Annotated in this window: 16 protein-coding genes; 1 reads left to right on the top strand and 15 read right to left on the bottom strand. The window is 64.7% G+C overall.

The window, feature by feature from the left end:
• Positions 1 to 22 precede the first annotated feature (22 nt).
• The gene (locus tag H7F36_RS11340) at positions 23 to 1,339 is read right to left on the bottom strand and encodes a hemolysin family protein (RefSeq protein WP_187050932.1); all 1,317 of its coding nucleotides are present in this window, start codon (positions 1,337 to 1,339) and stop codon (positions 23 to 25) included.
• 23 nt (positions 1,340 to 1,362) lie between these two features.
• Between H7F36_RS11340 and H7F36_RS11335 the strand changes: the two genes are divergently transcribed.
• Positions 1,363 to 2,208 (top strand): symmetrical bis(5'-nucleosyl)-tetraphosphatase, encoded by an 846-nt coding sequence (locus H7F36_RS11335; protein WP_187050931.1) that lies wholly within the window; start codon positions 1,363 to 1,365, stop codon positions 2,206 to 2,208.
• Between the two features lie 58 nt (positions 2,209 to 2,266).
• On the opposite strand, the gene H7F36_RS11330 is transcribed toward H7F36_RS11335, so the two are convergent.
• From H7F36_RS11330 to H7F36_RS11265, 14 genes are all read right to left on the bottom strand, one after another.
• A complete protein-coding gene (locus H7F36_RS11330) occupies positions 2,267 to 3,811 on the bottom strand; it encodes a DEAD/DEAH box helicase (RefSeq protein WP_187050930.1) in 1,545 nt (514 codons plus the stop codon).
• Positions 3,812 to 3,927: 116 nt separating this feature from the next.
• Positions 3,928 to 4,824 carry a neutral zinc metallopeptidase gene (locus H7F36_RS11325; RefSeq protein WP_187050929.1) on the bottom strand — a complete coding sequence of 299 codons (897 nt, stop codon included), beginning with the start codon at positions 4,822 to 4,824 and terminating at the stop codon, positions 3,928 to 3,930.
• Positions 4,825 to 4,872: 48 nt separating this feature from the next.
• A complete protein-coding gene (locus H7F36_RS11320; protein ID WP_187050928.1) occupies positions 4,873 to 5,109 on the bottom strand; it encodes a hypothetical protein in 237 nt (78 codons plus the stop codon).
• 180 nt (positions 5,110 to 5,289) lie between these two features.
• A complete protein-coding gene (dcd, locus tag H7F36_RS11315) occupies positions 5,290 to 5,856 on the bottom strand; it encodes a dCTP deaminase (RefSeq protein WP_187050927.1) in 567 nt (188 codons plus the stop codon).
• Positions 5,857 to 5,924: 68 nt separating this feature from the next.
• Positions 5,925 to 7,214, bottom strand: coding sequence for a guanine deaminase (gene guaD, locus H7F36_RS11310; RefSeq protein ID WP_187050926.1), 1,290 nt, complete (start codon positions 7,212 to 7,214; stop codon positions 5,925 to 5,927).
• 94 nt (positions 7,215 to 7,308) lie between these two features.
• Positions 7,309 to 9,258, bottom strand: a complete 1,950-nt coding sequence (locus H7F36_RS11305) for an acyl-CoA synthetase (protein WP_187050925.1) — start codon at positions 9,256 to 9,258, stop codon at positions 7,309 to 7,311.
• 94 nt (positions 9,259 to 9,352) lie between these two features.
• Positions 9,353 to 10,462 (bottom strand): BMP family ABC transporter substrate-binding protein, encoded by a 1,110-nt coding sequence (locus tag H7F36_RS11300; protein WP_187050924.1) that lies wholly within the window; start codon positions 10,460 to 10,462, stop codon positions 9,353 to 9,355.
• Positions 10,463 to 10,586: 124 nt separating this feature from the next.
• Complete coding sequence (locus H7F36_RS11295; RefSeq protein WP_187050923.1) at positions 10,587 to 11,642, bottom strand: adenosine deaminase; 1,056 nt, start codon at positions 11,640 to 11,642, stop codon at positions 10,587 to 10,589.
• Positions 11,643 to 11,688: 46 nt separating this feature from the next.
• Positions 11,689 to 12,885 carry an MFS transporter gene (locus H7F36_RS11290; protein ID WP_187050922.1) on the bottom strand — a complete coding sequence of 399 codons (1,197 nt, stop codon included), beginning with the start codon at positions 12,883 to 12,885 and terminating at the stop codon, positions 11,689 to 11,691.
• Positions 12,886 to 13,060: 175 nt separating this feature from the next.
• Positions 13,061 to 14,230 carry a BMP family ABC transporter substrate-binding protein gene (locus H7F36_RS11285; RefSeq protein WP_187050921.1) on the bottom strand — a complete coding sequence of 390 codons (1,170 nt, stop codon included), beginning with the start codon at positions 14,228 to 14,230 and terminating at the stop codon, positions 13,061 to 13,063.
• Positions 14,231 to 14,306: 76 nt separating this feature from the next.
• Positions 14,307 to 15,227, bottom strand: coding sequence for an ABC transporter permease (locus H7F36_RS11280; protein ID WP_187050920.1), 921 nt, complete (start codon positions 15,225 to 15,227; stop codon positions 14,307 to 14,309).
• Positions 15,227 to 16,390 carry an ABC transporter permease gene (locus tag H7F36_RS11275; RefSeq protein ID WP_187050919.1) on the bottom strand — a complete coding sequence of 388 codons (1,164 nt, stop codon included), beginning with the start codon at positions 16,388 to 16,390 and terminating at the stop codon, positions 15,227 to 15,229. Before H7F36_RS11275 ends, H7F36_RS11280 begins: the two co-directional genes overlap by 1 nt.
• Positions 16,383 to 17,933 carry an ABC transporter ATP-binding protein gene (locus H7F36_RS11270; protein ID WP_187050918.1) on the bottom strand — a complete coding sequence of 517 codons (1,551 nt, stop codon included), beginning with the start codon at positions 17,931 to 17,933 and terminating at the stop codon, positions 16,383 to 16,385. The genes H7F36_RS11275 and H7F36_RS11270 overlap by 8 nt, the downstream gene beginning before the upstream one ends.
• Positions 17,930 to 18,931, bottom strand: coding sequence for a LysR family transcriptional regulator (locus tag H7F36_RS11265; protein ID WP_187050917.1), 1,002 nt, complete (start codon positions 18,929 to 18,931; stop codon positions 17,930 to 17,932). Before H7F36_RS11265 ends, H7F36_RS11270 begins: the two co-directional genes overlap by 4 nt.
• Positions 18,932 to 18,997: the final 66 nt, after the last annotated feature.

Raw genomic sequence — 18,997 nt, 5'->3', positions numbered from 1 at the left:
TCCGCAGATGCTGCGGGACGACTCAGCGCCGGCTGCTGCTTTCCGCGGTCTTGTCGACACGCGCGAGCACCTTGTCGATGCGCCGTCCGTCGAGCTCCAACACCTCGAAACTCCATCCCGCGCACTCGATGATCTCGTGCACCTTCGGTAGCTGGCCCGACACCGACATCAGCAAGCCCGCGACCGTGTTGTAGCGGCCGCGGTCTTCGTCGGGCAACTCGCGAATGGCGAGGCGCGCACGCAGCTCCGACACCGGCATCAGGCCGTCGAGCTCCCACACACCGGCTTCGCGCGCAGTGGCCCACGCGTCGGTCTGCATGCCGGGCTGCAGCTCGCCGGTGATGGCCTCGAGCAAGTCGCGCGGCGTCATCAACCCCTGCACCACGCCATATTCATCGACCACGAAAACGAGGCGGCCGGCGCGCTCGCGAAACTGCTCCAGCAGCTCCATGCCGGTCAGGGTTTCGGGCACGAACGAGGCTGGCTGGGCGACGCTTTCTATCGAGCCTTCGTAGGTGGGGCCGAGCCGCAGCAAGTGTGCGACGCTGATGACGCCGACCACATCGTCCAGCGAGTTGCGGCACACCGGATACCACGAGTGCACGAGGTTGAGCGCACCGGCGGCAGCCACGTTTTGCAGGCTCGACGCCACGGTGCCGGAGGCTTCGAGCCATTCGATGTCACCGCGCGGAATCATCAACGACGACAGGCGCCGGTCGTCCAGATGGAACACGTTGCGCACCATCTGGTGCTCGTGCTGCTCGATGAGGCCCGCATCGACGCCTTCTTCGAGGCTGGCCGAGATTTCTTCTTCTGTCACCACGCGGGCCGAGTTGGTGTCGATCTTCAGCAGCTTGAGAATGCCTGCGGTCGCACCCGAAAGCAGCAGCACGAAAGGCTTGGCACCCTTGGCGAGCCAGCGCATCGGCCGCGCCACGAAGCGCGCGACCGGCTCGGGGTAGAGCTGGCCGATGCGCTTGGGGACCAGCTCGCCGAAGATGATGGTGAAGAAGGTGATGCAGGCAACCACCACCGCGGTCGACGCGACGCTGGCGGTCCCTGAGCGCAGGCCCAGGTGTTCCATCCAGACCGACAGGGGCGCCGCGAAGGCAGCCTCTCCGACGATGCCGCTCAGCATGCCGATCGAGGTGATGCCGATCTGCACGCTCGACAAAAACTGGGTGGGGTCTTCCATGAGCTTGAGCGCCGCGGCGGCGCCGGCATCACCCGATTCGGCCATGGCCGCAAGCCGTGCGCGCCGGCTGGTCGACAGCGCCATTTCGGACATGGAGAACAACGCGTTGAGCGTGGTCAACAAGGCCAGCAGAAGAACATCCATGGACGCGGGTGAGAATAGGAAGCATGGCACTCTACCTTATCGGTGACGTGCAGGGCTGCGACGAAGCGTTGCAGCGCCTGCTCGACAAGATCGACTTTTCTGCGAGCCGCGACAGCGTGGTTCTGCTCGGCGACCTGGTCAATCGCGGGCCCGAATCGGCCGCCGTGTTGCGCCGCGTGCATGCGCTCGACAATGCCGCCAACGCGCTGCTTGGCAACCACGATCTGCATTTGCTCGGCATCGCGCACGGCGCACGCAAAGCCGGCCGCAAGGACACGCTGGCGCCGCTGCTCGCCGCGGCCGACAGCGAAGCCATGCTCGACTGGCTGCGCCATCAATCGATGGCACTGCATCGCACCATCGGCGGCAAGGATTTGCTCATGGTGCACGCCGGTGTGCTGCCGCAATGGAACGTGGCCGATACGCTCACGCTGGCCGCCGAGGTCGAGTCGGTGCTGCGCGGTCCGGCGCTCAACGAGTTCGTCATGAGCATGTACGGCAACGAGCCGGCGCAGTGGAACGATTCGCTCACCGGCAGTGCGCGGCTGCGCGTCATCGTCAACGCACTGACGCGGCTGCGCTTCTGTTCGGCGACAGGCGAGATGGATTTCGACGCGAAAGACAGTGCCGATACGGCGCCGGCCGGCTGCATGCCGTGGTTCGACGTACCCGGCCGCAAGACCGCTGCGGCGACGCTGGCGTTCGGACACTGGTCGACGCTGGGCTACGTCTCGCGGCCCGACCTGTTGTCGACCGACACCGGCTGCGTTTGGGGCGGCTGCCTGAGCGCGGTGCGCATCGGCGCCACGCTGGACGAGCGGGAGTTGATTCAGGTGCAGTGCGCAGAAGCGCAAAAGCCGGGCGTCTAGCCCGGCTTTTGCGATCGCTGCAGATTTGCCCGGGTCGGCCGACCCGTTTGCTGCGCGTTCAGGTCGTCGGTTCGCTGGTCTTGAACAGCGCAGCGACCTTGCGCTTGGTCTTGATGTTGCTCGAGATGCCGCGCGAAGGCGCAGCCTTGGCGGCGGCTTCCCACGCCGGCGTTGCGTCGGGCTGACCCGGTTCGTACGGCTTGTCGAAGAATGGGTCACGCGACATGGCGGGGCCCCGGTGCGGGCGCCCGCCGCCACGCATCGGCGGCCGAGCTTCGCTGAAACGCTCGTTGCTGCGCTCACCGCCACGATCACTGTGATCGCGCGACTCGAAGTTGCTGCCGCTATCACCGTCAGTCCTTGCGCGCGGCTGGTCGAGCACATCGCGTGCATCGCCGGCCTCGCCCTCTTCGCGCCAATGACGGCGACCGTCGTTGATGCGACCGCGGGGAGCGTCTTCTTCGAACTCGATCGCTTCGAGCTCGATCTTGGTCTTGATCAGCTTTTCGATGTCAGCGACAAGCCGTGCATCGTTACCGCCGCTGGCAAAGCTGACCGCCAGACCCGACGCGCCGGCACGACCGGTGCGGCCGATGCGGTGCACGTAGTCTTCGGCGTTGAACGGGATGTCGAAGTTGAAAACCGCAGGTACGTCCTTGATGTCGAGACCACGTGCCGCCACGTCGGTGCACACCAGCAGATCGACTTCGCCCTTCTTGAACGATTCGAGCGCCTTCAGCCGCTCGTCCTGGCTTTTGTCGCCGTGCAATGCGGTGGTCTTGAGGCCTTCGCGCTCGAGCGACCGGGCGAGCCGGGCGCAACCCAGCTTGCTGTTGACGAAGACGAAGGCCTGCGTGATGCCGCGTTGCTTGACGATCTGCTTGAGCGCGCGGCGCTTGTCGTCGTCGCTCACGCTGTAGAAGTGCTGCTCGACGGTCGATGCCGTTTCGTTGGGCCGGGCCACTTCGATGAGCACCGGGTTCTGCAGATAGCTGCCGGCGAGCCGCTTGATTTCGGGCGAGAAAGTGGCCGAAAACAGAAGCGTGATTCGCTGCTTGGGCAGGTAGCTCAGGATGCGCTGCAGGTCGGGCAAGAAGCCGATGTCCAGCATGCGGTCGGCCTCGTCGAGCACGACATACTCGACCTGGTTGAGCACCGCGTTCTTGGCTTCGATGTGGTCGAGCAGCCGGCCGGGCGTTGCCACCAGCACTTCGACGCCTTTTTTGAGCTCGAGCGTCTGCGGCTTCATGTCCATGCCGCCGAAAACGACCGCACTGCGCAGATTGGTGTACTTGGCGTAGAGCTCGACCTGCTGCGCGACCTGCACGGCGAGTTCACGCGTCGGCAAGAGCACCAATGCACGCACCGGATGCCGAGCGGGCGAGGTCGATGAGTTTTCGTGCTTGAGCATGCGCTGCAGCAAGGGCAGCGCAAACGCTGCGGTCTTGCCGGTGCCGGTCTGGGCGGCACCCATCACGTCTTGACCTGAAAGCACGACCGGAATGGCCTGCTCCTGGATCGGTGTCATGGTCTCGTAGCCCATTTCGGCTACGGCGCGCGCCAGCGGTTCAGCCAGCGAAAGATTGGAAAAGGAGCTTGTCATTAAGCCCTCTATTGTCGCACCGCCGCAAAAAACACTGATGACAGCGCTGAGACACGGCTTTTTGCGGTTAAGGGGGCGGCCTCATCGCGGCGTCCATCGAAGCGTTTTCGAAGACGTCAAAGACTCTTTGAATTAAACGTGTCGCACGACTGGATGCTGCCGCTCTGGTAGCCGGCACCGAACCATTTTTGCCGCTGCGCACTCGATCCATGCGTGAAGCTGTCGGGCACCACGGCACGGCCAGCCGACCGCTGCAGCGCGTCGTCGCCGATCTTTTGCGCGGCGTTCATCGCCGACTCGATGTCGCCCGGGTCGAGCCAGTTCTTCGACTGCTGCGACTTGTTCGCCCAGATGCCGGCGAAGCAATCGGCCTGCAATTCGACGCGCACGCTCAGCGCGTTGTTCTGCGTCTGGCTCAGCCGGCTGCGCATTCCGTCGACCTTGCCCGTGATGCCGAGTTCGTCTTGAACGTGATGGCCGACCTCGTGCGCGATGACATACGCCTGCGCGAACTCGCCCGGCGCGCCGAGTTGGTTCTTCAGGGTGTCGTAAAAGCCGAGGTCGATGTAGACCTTCTGATCGCCGGGGCAATAAAACGGGCCCATCGCCGACTGGCCGGTGCCGCAAGCCGTCGGCGTGACGCCGCGAAACAGCACGAGCTTGGGTGCGTGGTAGGTGCCGCCGTTCTTCTGGAAGACATCCGTCCAGACGACTTCGGTGTTCTTCAGCACGGTCGAGACGAACGAGGCTTCGCGATCACTGGACGGCGGCGCCTTGGCCGGACCTTGCTGTTGCTGTTGCTGGACCTGGGGAGCCTGGCCCCCACCCGTCAGCAAACCGAGCACGGTGAGCGGATTGATGCCGAAAATCCAGCCTGCGATCAGCGCCACCGCCACAGTGCCGATTCCGACACTGCGACCGCCGATCGGAAATCCACCGCCGCCCCCGCCGCCGCCCCCGCCATCGCGGCGGTCTTCGACGTTGTCCGACTGCTCGTTGCCTTCCCACTTCATGAGACTCTCCTCACCGGCAACGGCCGGCTTTCACGTGATGGTACCGGCTTAACGGGGTGCGACGTAACCGACCGACATCGTGCGAGCCTTAGCCGCCAAATTGGAGTCCAGGCGCGTTGCAACGACTCCGCGATTGGAAGCCTCCGCAGCTTCGCGCATCTCGGCCTTTTGCACTTGCGAGCGCACCAGCATGGTCATGGCGACAGCCTGTGCGCAAACTATGGCGACCAATGCGGCCATCAGCAATTTACGCAGCGGCGAGAGTTCGGCGATCCATTGAGTCATATCGATTCCTGGTCGTGCTGGCTGCACGAGTCTGGGACGGATAGTGGGGAACGCCCAGGAAACAAGGTGGGGGAGCCGGGCGCGATGCGGTGTAGGACCGGACCGAAGTAACGACATCGGCTCCATGACATCGGCCAGAGGCGCAAGCCGCCCTGCTCTGCGCCCTTGAGGCTTCAGGCTTTAGGCTTTAGGCAGAGTGACGCCGCGCTGCCCCTGGTACTTCCCGCCGCGGTCCTTGTAGCTGGTCTCGCAAACTTCGTCGCTCTCGAAGAACAGCACCTGCGCGCAGCCTTCGCCCGCGTAGATCTTGGCCGGCAACGGTGTCGTGTTGCTGAACTCGAGCGTCACATAGCCTTCCCATTCCGGCTCGAAAGGCGTCACGTTGACGATGATTCCGCAGCGTGCATAGGTGCTCTTGCCAAGGCAGATGGTGAGCACGTTGCGCGGGATGCGAAAGTATTCGACGGTACGCGCCAGGGCGAAGCTGTTCGGCGGAATGATGCAGAAGTCGCCGTCCATGTCGACAAAGCTTTTCTCATCGAAATTCTTGGGGTCGACCACCGTGCTGTGGATGTTCGTGAACACCTTGAACTCGGGCGCGCAGCGAATGTCGTAGCCGTAACTCGACGTGCCGTAGCTGATGATCTTGTTGCCTTCGCGCTCGCGCACCTGGCCGGGCTCGAAGGGCTCGATCATGCCGGTCTGCTCGGCCATGCGCCGAATCCATTTGTCGCTCTTGATGGTCATCTCAGGGGGTCCTTGCTCGGAGAGTCATTCTAAGGAGCCGGCCTGCGACATCCTCGAAGCGAGACGCGTCAGCTGCCGCTCGCCTGCGAGATCACCGTCCGCTCGATGAGACGGTCGTCGCCGAGCACGATCATCGAAAAAAGCAGCTCTTCGAGATTCGCCGCCAAACCGCTTTTGCGCGCCAGCAACGGCGTCGCCTTGGGGTTCAGCACGATGAAGTCGGCCTCGCACCCTGGCTGCAGATTGCCCGCGACGCCATCGAGCCCGAGCGCGAGTGCCGCGCCACCGGTATGGCGCCACCACAATTCCGACGGTGCGATGCTGATGCCAGGCTTGGTCTGCCCTTCGCGCCCGACGTAGTAAGCCGCCATCATGGTGTGGAACGGGCTGAAGCTGGTGCCGCCACCAACGTCGCTGGCCAGCCCGTAGTGGTAGTCGATGCGGTCGGCACCCTCGAAGTCGAAGAAGCCGCTGCCGAGGAACAAATTGCTGGTCGGGCTCACCGCCGTGGCCGCGCCGGTCTCGCGCATGAGGCGGCGGTCGTCGTCGTCGAAGTGGATGCAGTGCGCATACACCGCGCGCTCGCGCATCAGCCCGAAGCCGGTGTACACGTCGAGGTACGAGCGCGCCTTGGGAAACAGCTCGCGCGCCCACTTCACCTCGTCCTTGTTCTCGGCGACGTGTGAGTGAATCCAGGTGTCGGGGTACTTTGCGGCCAGTTCGCCGGCACCACGCAGTTGCGCGTCGGTGCTGGTCGGTGCAAAACGCGGGGTGATCGCGTAACCCAGCCGGTCGACGTTGTGCCATTTGCGAATGAGCGATTCGGTGTCGATCAGACTCTGCTCGGTGTCGTCGCGCACGCCGTCGGGCGAGTGACGGTCTTGCAGCACCTTGCCGGTAATCATGCGCAGGCTGCGCCGCTGTGCCGCTTCGAAAAACGAATCGACCGACTGCACGTGCGAGGTCGCGAACGTCAGCGAGGTGGTCACGCCGTTGCGCAGCATCTCGTCGAGAAAAAACTCGGCCACTTCGATTGAATGTGCCGGGTCTACAAAGCGCGCCTCTGCCGGGAAGGTGTAGTTCTCGAGCCAGGGCAACAGGCCCTCCGACGGCGCGCCGATGATGTCGGTCTGCGGAAAATGCACGTGCATGTCGATGAAGCCCGGCGCGATGATGCGGCCCGACCAGTGCGTTACCGGCACATCGGCGTACTGCGAATGGATCGAATTGAAGGCACCTGCCGCCACGACGATCTGCCGGCCGCGTGGATCGGGGCCGACGACCAGCAGGCCGTCTTCGTCGAAGAGTGGCTTGCCGGTGGGGTCGAATCGCAGAAGGGAGGCTCGGTACGCGTGCATGGGCTTGAGGGTAAGGCCCGGAGGGCACGCCGCAATTTCCGTGCACGTATGGGGGCTATACGAGCGCCAACCCAGCGCGCTCAGACCAGAGCGCTCAAACCAGAGCGACCCGCGTCTTGATCGGCAGCCGGCCCAGCGCCTCCTGCAGTTGCGCCTGCAACGCGTCCGCATGCGCGGCGGCGGCCGACGCATCGATCAGCACCGCAACGCCGGTTTCACCTTCGATGCGCACCGTCGGACGCGCCATCGCGCCGAGCCCCAGTCCGGTGCAGACCACGTCCACCAACGCACTTGCAACCTGCTGCCCTGCCAAGCCACGCAGTTCCGGCTTGTAGATCTTGCCGACGTTGGTCATCGGCATGTGTTCGATGATAGTCACCGACTTGGGCCGCGCAGGCGCTTCGTCGACGCCGGCCGAAGTGAAAGCCAGCAGTTCCGCCTCGGTCACCTGCGCGCCCGGCACCAACGTCGCATAGGCCACCGGCAGCTCGCCCGCATACGCGTCGGGCGCGCCCACTGCCGCACACAACTGCACCGCGGGATGAGCGCCCAGCGCGTCTTCGATGGTCTTCGGATCGATGTTGTGGCCGCTGCGGATGATCAGGTCTTTCGAGCGGCCGGTGAGGTTGAGCCGGCCCTGATCGTCGAGCCAGCCGAGGTCGCCGGTCGCCAGCCAGCCGTCGCCGGTGAAAGCCTTGGCCGTGTCGGCCGGATCGAGGAAGCCCGAGAACAGATTCGGCGACTTGAACAGCACCATGCCGTGCTCGCCCGGCGCCACGTCACGGTCGCTGGCACCGCCTTGATCGTCGAGCGCCACGATACGCATCTGCGAATAGGGCAGCCTGAAGCCAACGCAGCCGGCCTGCCCTTCGACGCCCGGCGGCGTGATGGTCGAGATGCCGGCCATTTCCGTCATGCCGAGGCTCTCGTGCACATGCAGGCCGAACAGCCGCTTGAAGCGCGCCGCCAGTTCCGGCGCCAGCACGGCGGCACCGGTTCGGCAGTAGCGAATCGACGAAAGATCGGCACCGTTCAACGGCACGTTGGCGAGCGCGGCCAGCACCGTCGGCACCGCCGACAGCGAAGTCGGCCGGTACTTGTCGACAAGCCGCCAGTAGTTGGCCAGCACCGTCTTGTTGCGCAACAACGAGGTCGTCGGAATGATCGACTCGACGCCCGCCGACAGCGACGCCAGCGAGGCCGGCAGCACGCCCGCGACATGGAACAGTGGGTAGCCGTTGATGGTGACGTCGGTGTGCGTGACACCGGTCAGCTGGACGCAGGCCCACGCGGTGAAGACCTGCGCGCCGTGGCTGTGCCGCGCGAGCTTGGGCGCGCCGGTGGTGCCGCCGGTGTGGAAGTACGCGGCGATGTCTTCGGGTGCGATGTCGCGCCCGCTCACCAGCCGATCGTCGGGCTGCTGCGCGCGCAGCGAACTGAAATCGCCGACGCCTTCCGGCAAGTCGATCACCGGATCCGCAGGCTCATCGTGCGGCGCCACGCGCAACACCATCGTCAGCGTCGGCACCTGACTGCGCAGCCGCATCGCCTTCGACCACATGCCCGACTCATCGTCCGAGCCGTAAGCGATCAGCACCTTGGCACCGGCCGCCCGCATCAGCGACACCAGCTTTTCGTCGGTCAGCAGCGGGTTCAGCGGCTGCACGATGCCGGCCGCCTCGCCGCCCCACAACGCGAGGTGATAGTCGAGGCAACCGGGCAGCAACACGGCGACCGCATCCTGCGGACCGACGCCCAGCGTGTGCAGCAGATTGGCCGTTTGATGGATGCCGCGCAACAGCTCGGCGTAGGTCCAACGGATGGGTTCGTCTTCCGGGTCGCCGGTGCGCAGAAAGGTGAGCGCCGGGCGGTCGCCATGGGCGCGCGCGACGTTGCAGAAAAGCTCGTAGGTGCTGCGAACGGTGAGCGCCTTTTCAAGCGGCGTTTCTTCGAGCCGTCGGACATCGTCGAGCGAACGAATCGGGAACTCGGCGGTGAACGCCTGGGGTGCTGTGGCGGGTGCAGCAGGTGGCACGGCTGACATGGTTCTATCTCCTGAAAACGCTTTCAGGCGATCGTACGCGCGCCGTCTGCGATCCTCTGTCGCAGCCGTCTCGCCGCTGCCCTTCTGCCCACGCTCAGTGCGTGGCCCGACCCTGCACGCCCTCGACCAGCCACTTCATCTGAAGGATCTGCGCATCGCTCAGGCTCGTGCCCTTTGCGATGACGACGTTGCCTTCGTTGTCGCGCACGTCGGCGACCGCGCGGAAAGGCACCAGCTTTCCGGAGGCGATGTCGCGCTGCCGTGCCAGCACCTCGTCCTGCACGGCCTTGGGCACCTTGGAGCCGAAGTCGCCGACGTGGACCATGCCCTCCTCCACGCCGCCCCAGACATCGCCGCTTTTCCAGCTGCCGTCGATCACCGCGCGGGCGCGCTGCGTGTAGTAGCCGCCCCATTCGTGCGTCACCGCGACGAGTTGGGCGTCGGGCCCGACCTTGCGCATGTCGGAGTGGTAGCCGATGGCCAGCTTGCCGCGCTCCTGCGCCGCCGCCATCACGGCGGACGAGCCGGTGTGGAATGCGATCACGTCGACATCCTGGTTGAACAGCGTCATGGCCGCATCGCGTTCCTTCGACGGATCGAACCAGACGTCGAGCCACACGACCTTGACACGCGCCTGCCGGTCGACCGAGCGCATGCCGAGCGTGAAGGCGTTGATGCCCTGCAGCACCTCGGGAATCGGAAAGCCCGCCACGTAGCCGGCCACATGCGTCTTCGTCATCCGTCCGGCCGCGATGCCCGCCAGGTAGCGGCCCTCGTAGTAGCGCGCGTTGGCGGTCGCTACGTTGGGCGCGGTCTTGTAGCCGGTGATCGACTCGAACTTGACGTCGGGGAAGTCTTTGGCGACCTTCAGCGTCGGCTCCATGTAGCCGAAGCTCGGGGTGAAGATGAGCTTGTTGCCTTGCTGCGCCAGGTCGCGAATCACGCGCTCGGCATCGGCGCCTTCGGCCACATTTTCGACGTAGGTTGTCTTGACTTTGCTGCCGAGCGAGATCTCCATCGCTCTGCGGCCCTGGTCGTGCTGATGGACCCAGCCAGTGTCGGTGAGCGGCGCGACGTAGACGAAGGCGACCTTGAGCGGATCGCTCGACGCAGCGGGCTTGGCCGTCTGGGCCAACGCGGGAGAAAAGACGGGAGATAAAAAGCAACAGGCAGCCGCGAGCGCAGCCACAAGGTTTTTGTACATGGTGTTCCTCAACATGGCCCCGGAATAAAAGAGTGCGCGGCCTGGAGCAACGGCTGTGCAGACGGATTGTCCCATCCGCCGGCAAAGCATCGGCCAGCCCGAGGGCCACCGAAAGATCACGACCTCAGGCGAAGCGCGCGAAAACCTCGTTGAGCCGATCGATGTGGCGCGCCTTCGCGCTGTCATCGATGAAGCTGCCTTCGAAGCTGTTTGCCGCCAGCTGCCACGCCTGCTGCGCGGTGAGCCCGGTCGCAGCGAAGGTCTGCAAAAAGTTTTCGTTCATGTAGCCGCCGAAGTACGCCGGGTCGTCGGAGTTGACGGTCGCGACCAGGCCGGCGTCGAGCAGCGCGCCGAGGTTGTGGTCGGCCAGAACGGGGAACACGCAGAGCTTGAGATTCGACAGCGGGCACACGGTGAGCGGGATGCGATCTTGAGCGAGTCGCGCCATCAGCGCCGGGTCTTTTGCGCTCTGCACGCCATGGTCGACGCGCTCGACCTTCAGCACATCGAGCGCACTCCACACGTACTCCGGCGGGCCTTCTTCGCCGGCATGCGCGACCAGGTGAAAGCCCAACTCGCGGCAGCGCGCGAACACCCGTGCGAACTTCTCGGGCGGATTGCCGACTTCACCGGAGTCGAGCCCGACACCGATGAACTGGTCGCGATATGGCAGTGCTTGCGAAAGCGTTTCGAACGCGTCTTCTTCGCTCAGGTGGCGCAAAAAGCAAAGGATGAGCGATGCGCTGACATCGAGCTGTGCTTGGGCGTCGACACAGGCGCGATGCAGCCCGTCGATGACCGTCTTGACGTGAATGCCGCGCGCAGTGTGCGTCTGCGGATCGAAGAACATCTCCGTGTGCACCACGTTGTCGGCCGCGGCGCGCTGCAGGTAGGCCCATGCCATGTCGTAGAAGTCCTGCTCGGTGATGAGGACGCTCGCGCCGGCGTAGTAGATGTCCAGAAAACTCTGCAGATTGGTGAAGGCATAGGCGCGCCGCAAAGCCTCGACATCGGCATACGGAATCGACACCTTGTTGCGCTGCGCCAGCGCGAAGATCAGCTCGGGTTCGAGCGAGCCTTCAATGTGCATGTGCAGCTCCGCCTTGGGCATCGCACAAAGCAATTCGGGCAGGCGGTCGGATGCGATTTTGGAGAAGTCGATCGTGGTCGTGGGTGTCATCGGGGCACTCCTGAAATGATTCTTCGGCAAGTGTGCCGCACCGCGGTTACCAACGGCGGGTCAAGGCAGCGGCGATGAGCACTGAAATCGCCACCCCCGCCATCAGCGCGACCCATCCCGCGTGCTGCCACAGCGCGCCACCAGCGTAGCCGAGCACCCCTGAGCCGAGGTAATACGCGCACAAATACAGGGACGCGGCTTGTGCCTTTGCGCTGTGCGCGCGCTGACCGATCTGGCCACTGGCCACCGCATGCGCGGCAAAAAATCCAACCGTGAGCAAAGCAAGCCCGACCACCACGACCGGCAGCCACGGTGTCGCCAGCGCGCCGATTCCGAGCAGCATCAAACCGATGCCGATCTGCACCACGCGGCGCGCCCCGATGCGGTCCACCATCGACCCCGCCTTGCTCGCGCTGTAGCTGCCGAGCAGGTAGACGGTAAAGAGCAGACCGATGACCGTGGACGACAGGCCGAACGGCGGCAATGCCAGGCGAAAGCCGATGTAGTTGAAGACCGCGACGAAGCTGCCCATCAACAGAAAAGCCAGCGCGAAGGCGGTGCGCAGCGCCGGTGTTTTGAGATGCATCGCGAAGTTGCCGGTCAGCCCACGCAGCGACAACGGTTGCGGCCTGAAGTGGCGTGAAGGCGGCAGCAGCCACGCGAAGATAACCAGCGATGCCAGGCTCAGCGTCGCGATCCCGCCCATCGCCAACGGCCAGCCACCGAGGTCGGCGAGTCCGCCCGAGAGCAACCGCCCGGCCAGCCCGCCGAGCACGTTGCCGCTGATGTAGAGCCCCATCGCCGACGACAGCGACGACGGATCGAACTCTTCCCCCACGTAGGCCATCGCCAAAGCAGGCAGCCCGCTCAACGCAACGCCGACCAGCGCACGCAACACGAGCAGCAGCAGCCACGAATCGACGAAAGCACAGGCCAGCCCGAGCACGCCCGACACCCCGAGCGCGACCAGCATCACCGGCTTTCGCCCCAGTGCTTCGGCCAGCGAACCCGCAACCAGCATGCACAGCGCAAGACACAAAGTGGTCAGCGACAGCGTCAGGCTGCTGTTGGCCGCCGACACGCCGAAGTGGCTCGCGAACAGCGGCAGCAAAGGCTGCACGCAATAGATCGAAGCGAAGGTCGACAGGCCGGCGCAGAAGATCGCGAAGGTCGCTCGACGATAAGCAGGCGTTCCGCGCTTCAGGAAAGCCGTGGCGTCTTCGGAAACAGGGGGATGAAACAAACGAAACCGCAAAAAAGAAAAAGGGCCACCCAAGGCGACCCTTCATTCTGAAGCACCCCGCGGCCCTTCCGGGGACACCGTGGAACCGGCTTCGCCGGGCCACTGGTGTCGCCCCCGGTCAGGGGGTGGGCGCTGCGACACGAAGTGCGCAGCAACCTGGGGGCGAGCTCTCGTTCTACTTCTTATCGCCCGGCACCTTGCCGTCCACGCCCTTGACGTAGAAGTTCACGCCCGACAAGAACTTGTCGTCGGCTACCGCGCCGGCAGCGATCAGTTCCTTGCCGTCCTGGCCGACGATCGGGCCCTTCCAGATCGAATAGCTGCCGTCCTTCAGGCCGGCCTTCACGGTCTCGACCTTGGTCTTGATGTCGGCCGGCACGTCGTCGGCGATCGACACGATGTCGATGGCGCCTTCCTTCACGCCCCACCAGCTCTGGCCGGTCGCCCACTTGCCATCCAGCGCGTCCTTGGTCGCCTTGATGTAGTACGGACCCCAGTTGATGACGGCCGATGCCAGGTGGGCCTTGGGGCCGTAGGCGGTCATGTCCGAATCCCAGCCGAAGGCGCGCTTGCCTTTTTCCTGCGCGGTCTTCAGCACGGCGGGCGAGTCGGTGTTCTGGAACAACACGTCGGCGCCGCCGTTGATGAGCGCGGTGGCGGCTTCGGTCTCCTTCGGCGGGCTGAACCATTCGTTGACCCACACCACCTTGGTCGTGATCTTCGGGTTGACCGACTGCGCACCCAGCGTGAAGCTGTTGATGTTGCGCAGCACTTCAGGAATCGGCACCGAGCCGACCACGCCGAGCTGGTTGGTCTTGGTCATGCCGCCGGCGATGATGCCGGCCATGTAGGCGCCTTCGTAGGTGCGGCTGTCGTAGGTGCGCATGTTCTCGGCCGTCTTGTAGCCGGTGGCATGCTCGAACTTCACTTCCTTGTTGTCGGCGGCGACCTTCAGCATCGGCTCCATGTAGCCGAAGGTGGTGCCGAAGATCAGCTTGTTGCCCTGCCCGACCATGTCGCGGAACACGCGCTCGGCATCGGCCGATTCAGGCACGCTCTCGACGAAGGTCGTCTTGATCTTGTCGCCGTATTCCTTCTCCAGGGCCTTGCGTCCGTTGTCGTGCGCGAAAGACCAGCCCCCGTCACCAACCGGGCCGACATAGGCAAAGGCGATGTTGAGCGGCGCGGCAGGTGCTGCCGCCGGTGCTGCAGCGGTCGGTGCCGGCGCAGCAGGTGCAGCGGCAGCGGGCGCTTCTTCTTTCTTGCCGCAGCCGATGAGGGCGGCCGAAGCCACCGCCGTGACAGCAGCGAGCTTGAGCAGGGAGCGCTTGTTCAGATCATTCATTTGGATAAATCCTCAAAGGACAGGTTGGCAAAAACTAAAGACAGAAACGACCGACGGGAAACACGAAAAAACGCGATTATGAGCCGGGGTAAAACGGCTTTCCGATCGACGCCGGCATGTTGATACGGATGAACGCCGGGTTGCGCGAGATGATGGCCAGCACCACGATCGGCGCGATGTATTGCAGCATGCTCAGGAACTGGCTCGGCACGTCGATGCCGATGCTCTGGAAATGGAATCCGAGCATCGAGACACCACCGAAAAGATAGGCGCCGAGCAGCACCCGAATCGGCCGCCACGTGGCGAAGGTGGTGAGCGCCAGCGCGATCCAGCCCTTGCCCGCCACCATCCCTTCGACCCACAAACCCGTGTAGACGATCGACAGGTAGGCGCCCGCCAGCCCGCACAACGCGCCGCCGACGACCACCGCCGCGAAACGGATGCGGCGGACCGGATAGCCCAGCGCATGCGACGACTCCGGCGACTCGCCGACGGAGCGCAGCACCAGGCCCGAGCGCGTGCGATACAGAAACCAGATCAACCCGAAAGTCAGCGCGATCGCGAAGTACACCAGCGGGTGATGACGGAACAGCGCAGGCCCGATCAGCGGGATGTCGCCAAGCACCGGGATCGCGTAAGAAATGGTCTCGGGCAGCTTGGCCTGCACGAAGCCGATGCCGGCAAAGGCCGAGAACCCCACGCCGAAAAGGCTCAACGCCAGACCGGTCGCGTACTGGTTGGTGTTCAGCCAGATCACCAGCACGCCGAAGATCGCCGCCAGCACGGCGCCGGCCGCCATGCCCGCCAGAAACCCCAGCCACGCGTTGCCGGTGGTCACCGTCGCAGCGAAGCCGGCGATGGCCGCGCACAGCATCATTCCCTCGGCGCCGAGGTTGACGATGCCCGCTTTCTCGTTGATGAGCAGCCCCAGCGCAGCGAGCGCGAGGATGGTGCCGGCGCTGAGCGTGGAGCCCAGCAGCAATGCATACGATTCCATCAGATCGCTCCTTCCGGCGTGGCTTGCGGCATCTGCGCGGTAAGGGGCGTGCTGGCTTGCAGCGACGAAGTGCCCGCACTCGTCGGCCGGACAGCCACCGCCTTGACTGCCAGTTTGCGACGGATGCGATACGCGATGAGCGTGTCGCAAGCCAGCAGCGTGAACAGAAGCAAGCCCTGGAACACGCCGGTCAATGACTTGGGCAAACCGAGCCGTGACTGCGCCAGTTCGCCGCCGATATAGAACATGCTCATCAGCAGCGCCGAGAACACCATACCGACCGGATGCAGCCGCCCGACGAAGGCCACGATGATGGCGGCGAATCCATAGCCGGCCGGCACGTAAGGCGTGAGCTGGCCGATCGGGCCCGCGACTTCGAGCGCGCCAGCGAGCCCGGCGGCACCACCGGACGTCAGCAGCGCAATCCACACCGCGCGCCGAGCCGAGAAGCCCGCATAGCGCGCAGCGGCCGGCGCCAAGCCACCGACCTGCTGTGCAAAGCCGGCCCGCGTGCGAAACAGGAACACCCACAGCACGCCGACACCGACCAGCGCGATGATCAGGCCGATGCTGACGCGCGAACCCTTCATCAGCCGCGGAATCTGCGTCACCGCCTCGAAGGTCTTGCTCTGCGGAAAGTTGTAGCCGCCCGGGTCCTTCCACGGGCCGGCCACCATGTAGCCGAGCAGCAGCACGGCCACGTAAACCAGCATCAGGCTCACCAGGATTTCGTTGGCGTTGAACTTGTCTCGCAGCCACGCGACGATGGCGGCCCAGAACATGCCACCGAGCACGCCCGCGACCAGGATGGCCGGCACGATCCACGGGCCGGTTGTCTTGTCGGCCAGCAAGGCCATGCCTCCTGCAGCCACCGCACCGAACACGAACTGCCCTTCAGCGCCGATGTTCCATACGTTGGCGCGAAAGCACACGGCAAGACCGAGCGCGATGATGAGCAGCGGCGTCGCCTTGACCATCAACTCGCCGATGGCGTACCAGCTCTTGACGGGCTCGTAGAAAAATACCAGCAGCCCCTTGACCGGGTCTTTGCCGAGCGCTGCGAACAGCACCATGCCGATGAGCACCGTGATGAGCAGCGCGAGGATGGGCGAGCCGTAGCTCCAGAAGCGCGAGAGCTGCGGGCGCGGTTCCAGCTTAAACATGGGCCATCTCCTTGGCAGCGGTATCGGCGCTGGCGGCGTTCTCGTTGGTGTTCCACAGTCCGCTCATCCATTCGCCGATGCGCGGCACCGTGGCCGCAGCACGGTCGACCGAGGGCGACAGCTTGCCCTTGGCAATCACGTACAAACGATCGCTGATCTCGAACAGCTCGTCGAGCTCTTCGCTCACCACCAGCACAGCGCAGCCGGCATCGCGCAGCGCCAGGATCTCGCCGCGAATCAACGCGGCGGCGCCGACATCGACACCCCATGTCGGTTGCGACACGATGAAGATTTTCGGGTTGGCATCGATCTCGCGGCCGACGATGAACTTCTGCAGGTTGCCGCCCGACAGCGACTTGGCCGCGGAGCTCGGCCCGCCCGCCTTCACGTTGAAGCGCTTGATGATTTCTGCCGCGTGACGCTCGAGCGTCTTGGTGTGAATCCATCCTGTCTTGCCGACCGCGTTGCTGCGCGTCAACAGCAGGTTGTGCGCGAGGCCGAGCGTCGGCACGGCGCCGCGGCCCAACCGCTCTTCGGGCACGAAATGCAGGCCGAGTGCACGGCGCTTGCGGGGCCGCATGTGGGCGGCGGGCTGGCCGAATACCTGGATCATCGAGGCCTCGGCGCGCACGTCTTCGCCCGACAGCGCATAGAGCAATTCGCGTTGCCCGTTGCCCGATACGCCGGCGATGCCGACCACCTCACCGGCACGTACTTCGAGCGACACCGCATCGAGGTCGACACCGAACTGGTCTTCGCGCGCCAGCGTCAGCGCCGCGACCATGAGCGCCACTGCGCCGGTCTTCACCGCGCGATGCTGCAACGGCGGCGGTTCGGCGCCGATCATCAGGCGCGAGAGCGACTCATTGGTTTCGTTCTGCGGGTTGCACACGCCCGTGACCTTGCCGCCGCGCAGCACCGTGCAGGCGGTGCACAGCTCGCGAATCTCGTGCAGCTTGTGGCTGATGTACAGGATGCTGCAGCCTTCTGACGCGAGCTTTTTGAGCACGACGAAGAGCTTGACCACCGCCTGCGGCGTCAGCACCGAGGTCGGCTCGTCGAGGATCAGCAGCTTGGGGTCGGTCAGCAATGCGCGGATGATTTCGACGCGCTGCATTTCGCCGACCGAGAGCGTGTGCACCGGCCGCACCGGATCGATATCCAAGCCGTATTCGCTCGTCTTGGCGGTGATGCGCTGGGTCACTTCGGCCAGCCTCAGGCTTTTGTCCAGACCCAGCCACACGTTCTCCGCCACGGTCAGCGTGTCGAACAAACTGAAGTGCTGGAACACCATGCTGATGCCGAGCGCCCTCGCCTCCTGCGGGTTGCGCACGTTCACCATCTGGCCATTGAACATGACGGTGCCTTCGTCGGGCTTGACCGAGCCGTAGATGATCTTCATCAGGGTCGATTTGCCGGCGCCGTTTTCACCCAGCACCGCATGGGTTTCGCCGGGCTGCACCACCAGCGACACGTCGCTATTGGCCACCACCGCCGGGTAGCGCTTGGTGATGTGCGCAAGTTGGAGTCTGGAGGTCGTCATACCTTGGTGGGGCTCGTGGGGGTTGTCGAAGGATTCTTTTTGTCGGCTGCGACGACACCGGAACCAGGCGGCGGCCGCAACGACGCGGCGACCGACTTGGTGGTCTCGCGCAGCCAGCGCGCCGAGCTCGACGAGTGCGTGCGCTCGTGCCACAGCTGGTAGTACATGAGGCGCGGCAGCGTCACCGGGCACTCGACGATCTGCAACGGCAAGCGCGGGATGAAACGTTCGCAATACTGGCGTCCGGTGGTCAGTACGAGCAAGCTGGATGCCACCATGTCGGGGATCAGGCTGAAGTGGGCGCAGCGCGCGGTGATGTTGCGCTCCAGCTTCAACGCATCGAGCATCTGGTCGATGATGCCCCGCGCGCCGGGGTGCGTCGGCGTCGGCGCGATGTGCTCGGCAGCAAGCCAGGTGTCGACGTCCCAGCCGCGCCGCGCGGCAGGGTGATCCTTGTTGATGAGCGAGACGATCTCATCGCCGAAGAGCCGCGCCATGTGCAGGTCTTCCGGCGGCTTCAGCCAGTTGCCGATGACCAGGTCGACGTGGCCGAGCGACAGGTGGCCGTGGTAGTTGGAGTCCGGCGACAGCGGATGGATCTCGATGCGGCACATCGGCGCCTGGCTCTTGATCTGCGCCACCAGCATCGGCAGAAAAAGCGGGTCGAGGTAGTCGCTGGCGGCGATGCGAAAGGTGCTCGTGGCGGTGCGCGGATCAAAGCCACGTGCATCGGTGAACAGCACCTCGGCGGCGCGCAGGATGGCGGCGGCGGGCTCGATCATCCGCAGGCCCGCATCGGTCGGCACCATGCCGGAGCCAGAGCGCACCAGCAGCGGATCGCCCGACAGGTCGCGCAGTCGCTTGAGGGCTGCGGAGACGGCCGGCTGGTACATGCCAAGGCGAATGGCGGCCCGTGAAACGCTGCGGTCGGTCAACACGGTATGAAGCACGCGGATCAAGTGAAGATCGATCTTGTCGAAAAGCGCCTGGTCACGCATGACGGCTCGCCTCCACAGCAAAAAGAGGCGTTGATTCGAGCATGGGCATCGGTGCGAACATGCTGC

Origin of the sequence: Variovorax sp. PAMC28562, from assembly GCF_014303735.1 — a bacterium.
Taxonomy (GTDB): Bacteria; Pseudomonadota; Gammaproteobacteria; order Burkholderiales; family Burkholderiaceae_C; genus Variovorax.
Note: the sequence above shows the minus strand (reverse complement) of the source record. Positions and strands in the feature narration are given on the sequence as shown.

Bases quoted from the DNA above. Each gene is read 5' to 3' on its own strand.
- H7F36_RS11275 (WP_187050919.1), bottom strand. From the start codon at position 16,390: ATGTTTAAGCTGGAACCGCGCCCGCAGCTCTCGCGCTTCTGGAGCTAC.
- H7F36_RS11320 (WP_187050928.1), bottom strand. From the start codon at position 5,109: ATGACTCAATGGATCGCCGAACTCTCGCCGCTGCGTAAATTGCTGATG.
- H7F36_RS11305 (WP_187050925.1), bottom strand. From the start codon at position 9,258: ATGTCAGCCGTGCCACCTGCTGCACCCGCCACAGCACCCCAGGCGTTC.
- H7F36_RS11340 (WP_187050932.1), bottom strand. From the start codon at position 1,339: ATGGATGTTCTTCTGCTGGCCTTGTTGACCACGCTCAACGCGTTGTTC.
- H7F36_RS11295 (WP_187050923.1), bottom strand. From the start codon at position 11,642: ATGACACCCACGACCACGATCGACTTCTCCAAAATCGCATCCGACCGC.
- H7F36_RS11285 (WP_187050921.1), bottom strand. From the start codon at position 14,230: ATGAATGATCTGAACAAGCGCTCCCTGCTCAAGCTCGCTGCTGTCACG.
- H7F36_RS11330 (WP_187050930.1), bottom strand. From the start codon at position 3,811: ATGACAAGCTCCTTTTCCAATCTTTCGCTGGCTGAACCGCTGGCGCGC.
- H7F36_RS11270 (WP_187050918.1), bottom strand. From the start codon at position 17,933: ATGACGACCTCCAGACTCCAACTTGCGCACATCACCAAGCGCTACCCG.
- guaD (WP_187050926.1), bottom strand. From the start codon at position 7,214: ATGCACGCGTACCGAGCCTCCCTTCTGCGATTCGACCCCACCGGCAAG.
- dcd (WP_187050927.1), bottom strand. From the start codon at position 5,856: ATGACCATCAAGAGCGACAAATGGATTCGGCGCATGGCCGAGCAGACC.
- H7F36_RS11280 (WP_187050920.1), bottom strand. From the start codon at position 15,227: ATGGAATCGTATGCATTGCTGCTGGGCTCCACGCTCAGCGCCGGCACC.
- H7F36_RS11300 (WP_187050924.1), bottom strand. From the start codon at position 10,462: ATGTACAAAAACCTTGTGGCTGCGCTCGCGGCTGCCTGTTGCTTTTTA.
- H7F36_RS11325 (WP_187050929.1), bottom strand. From the start codon at position 4,824: ATGAAGTGGGAAGGCAACGAGCAGTCGGACAACGTCGAAGACCGCCGC.
- H7F36_RS11265 (WP_187050917.1), bottom strand. From the start codon at position 18,931: ATGCGTGACCAGGCGCTTTTCGACAAGATCGATCTTCACTTGATCCGC.
- H7F36_RS11335 (WP_187050931.1), top strand. From the start codon at position 1,363: ATGGCACTCTACCTTATCGGTGACGTGCAGGGCTGCGACGAAGCGTTG.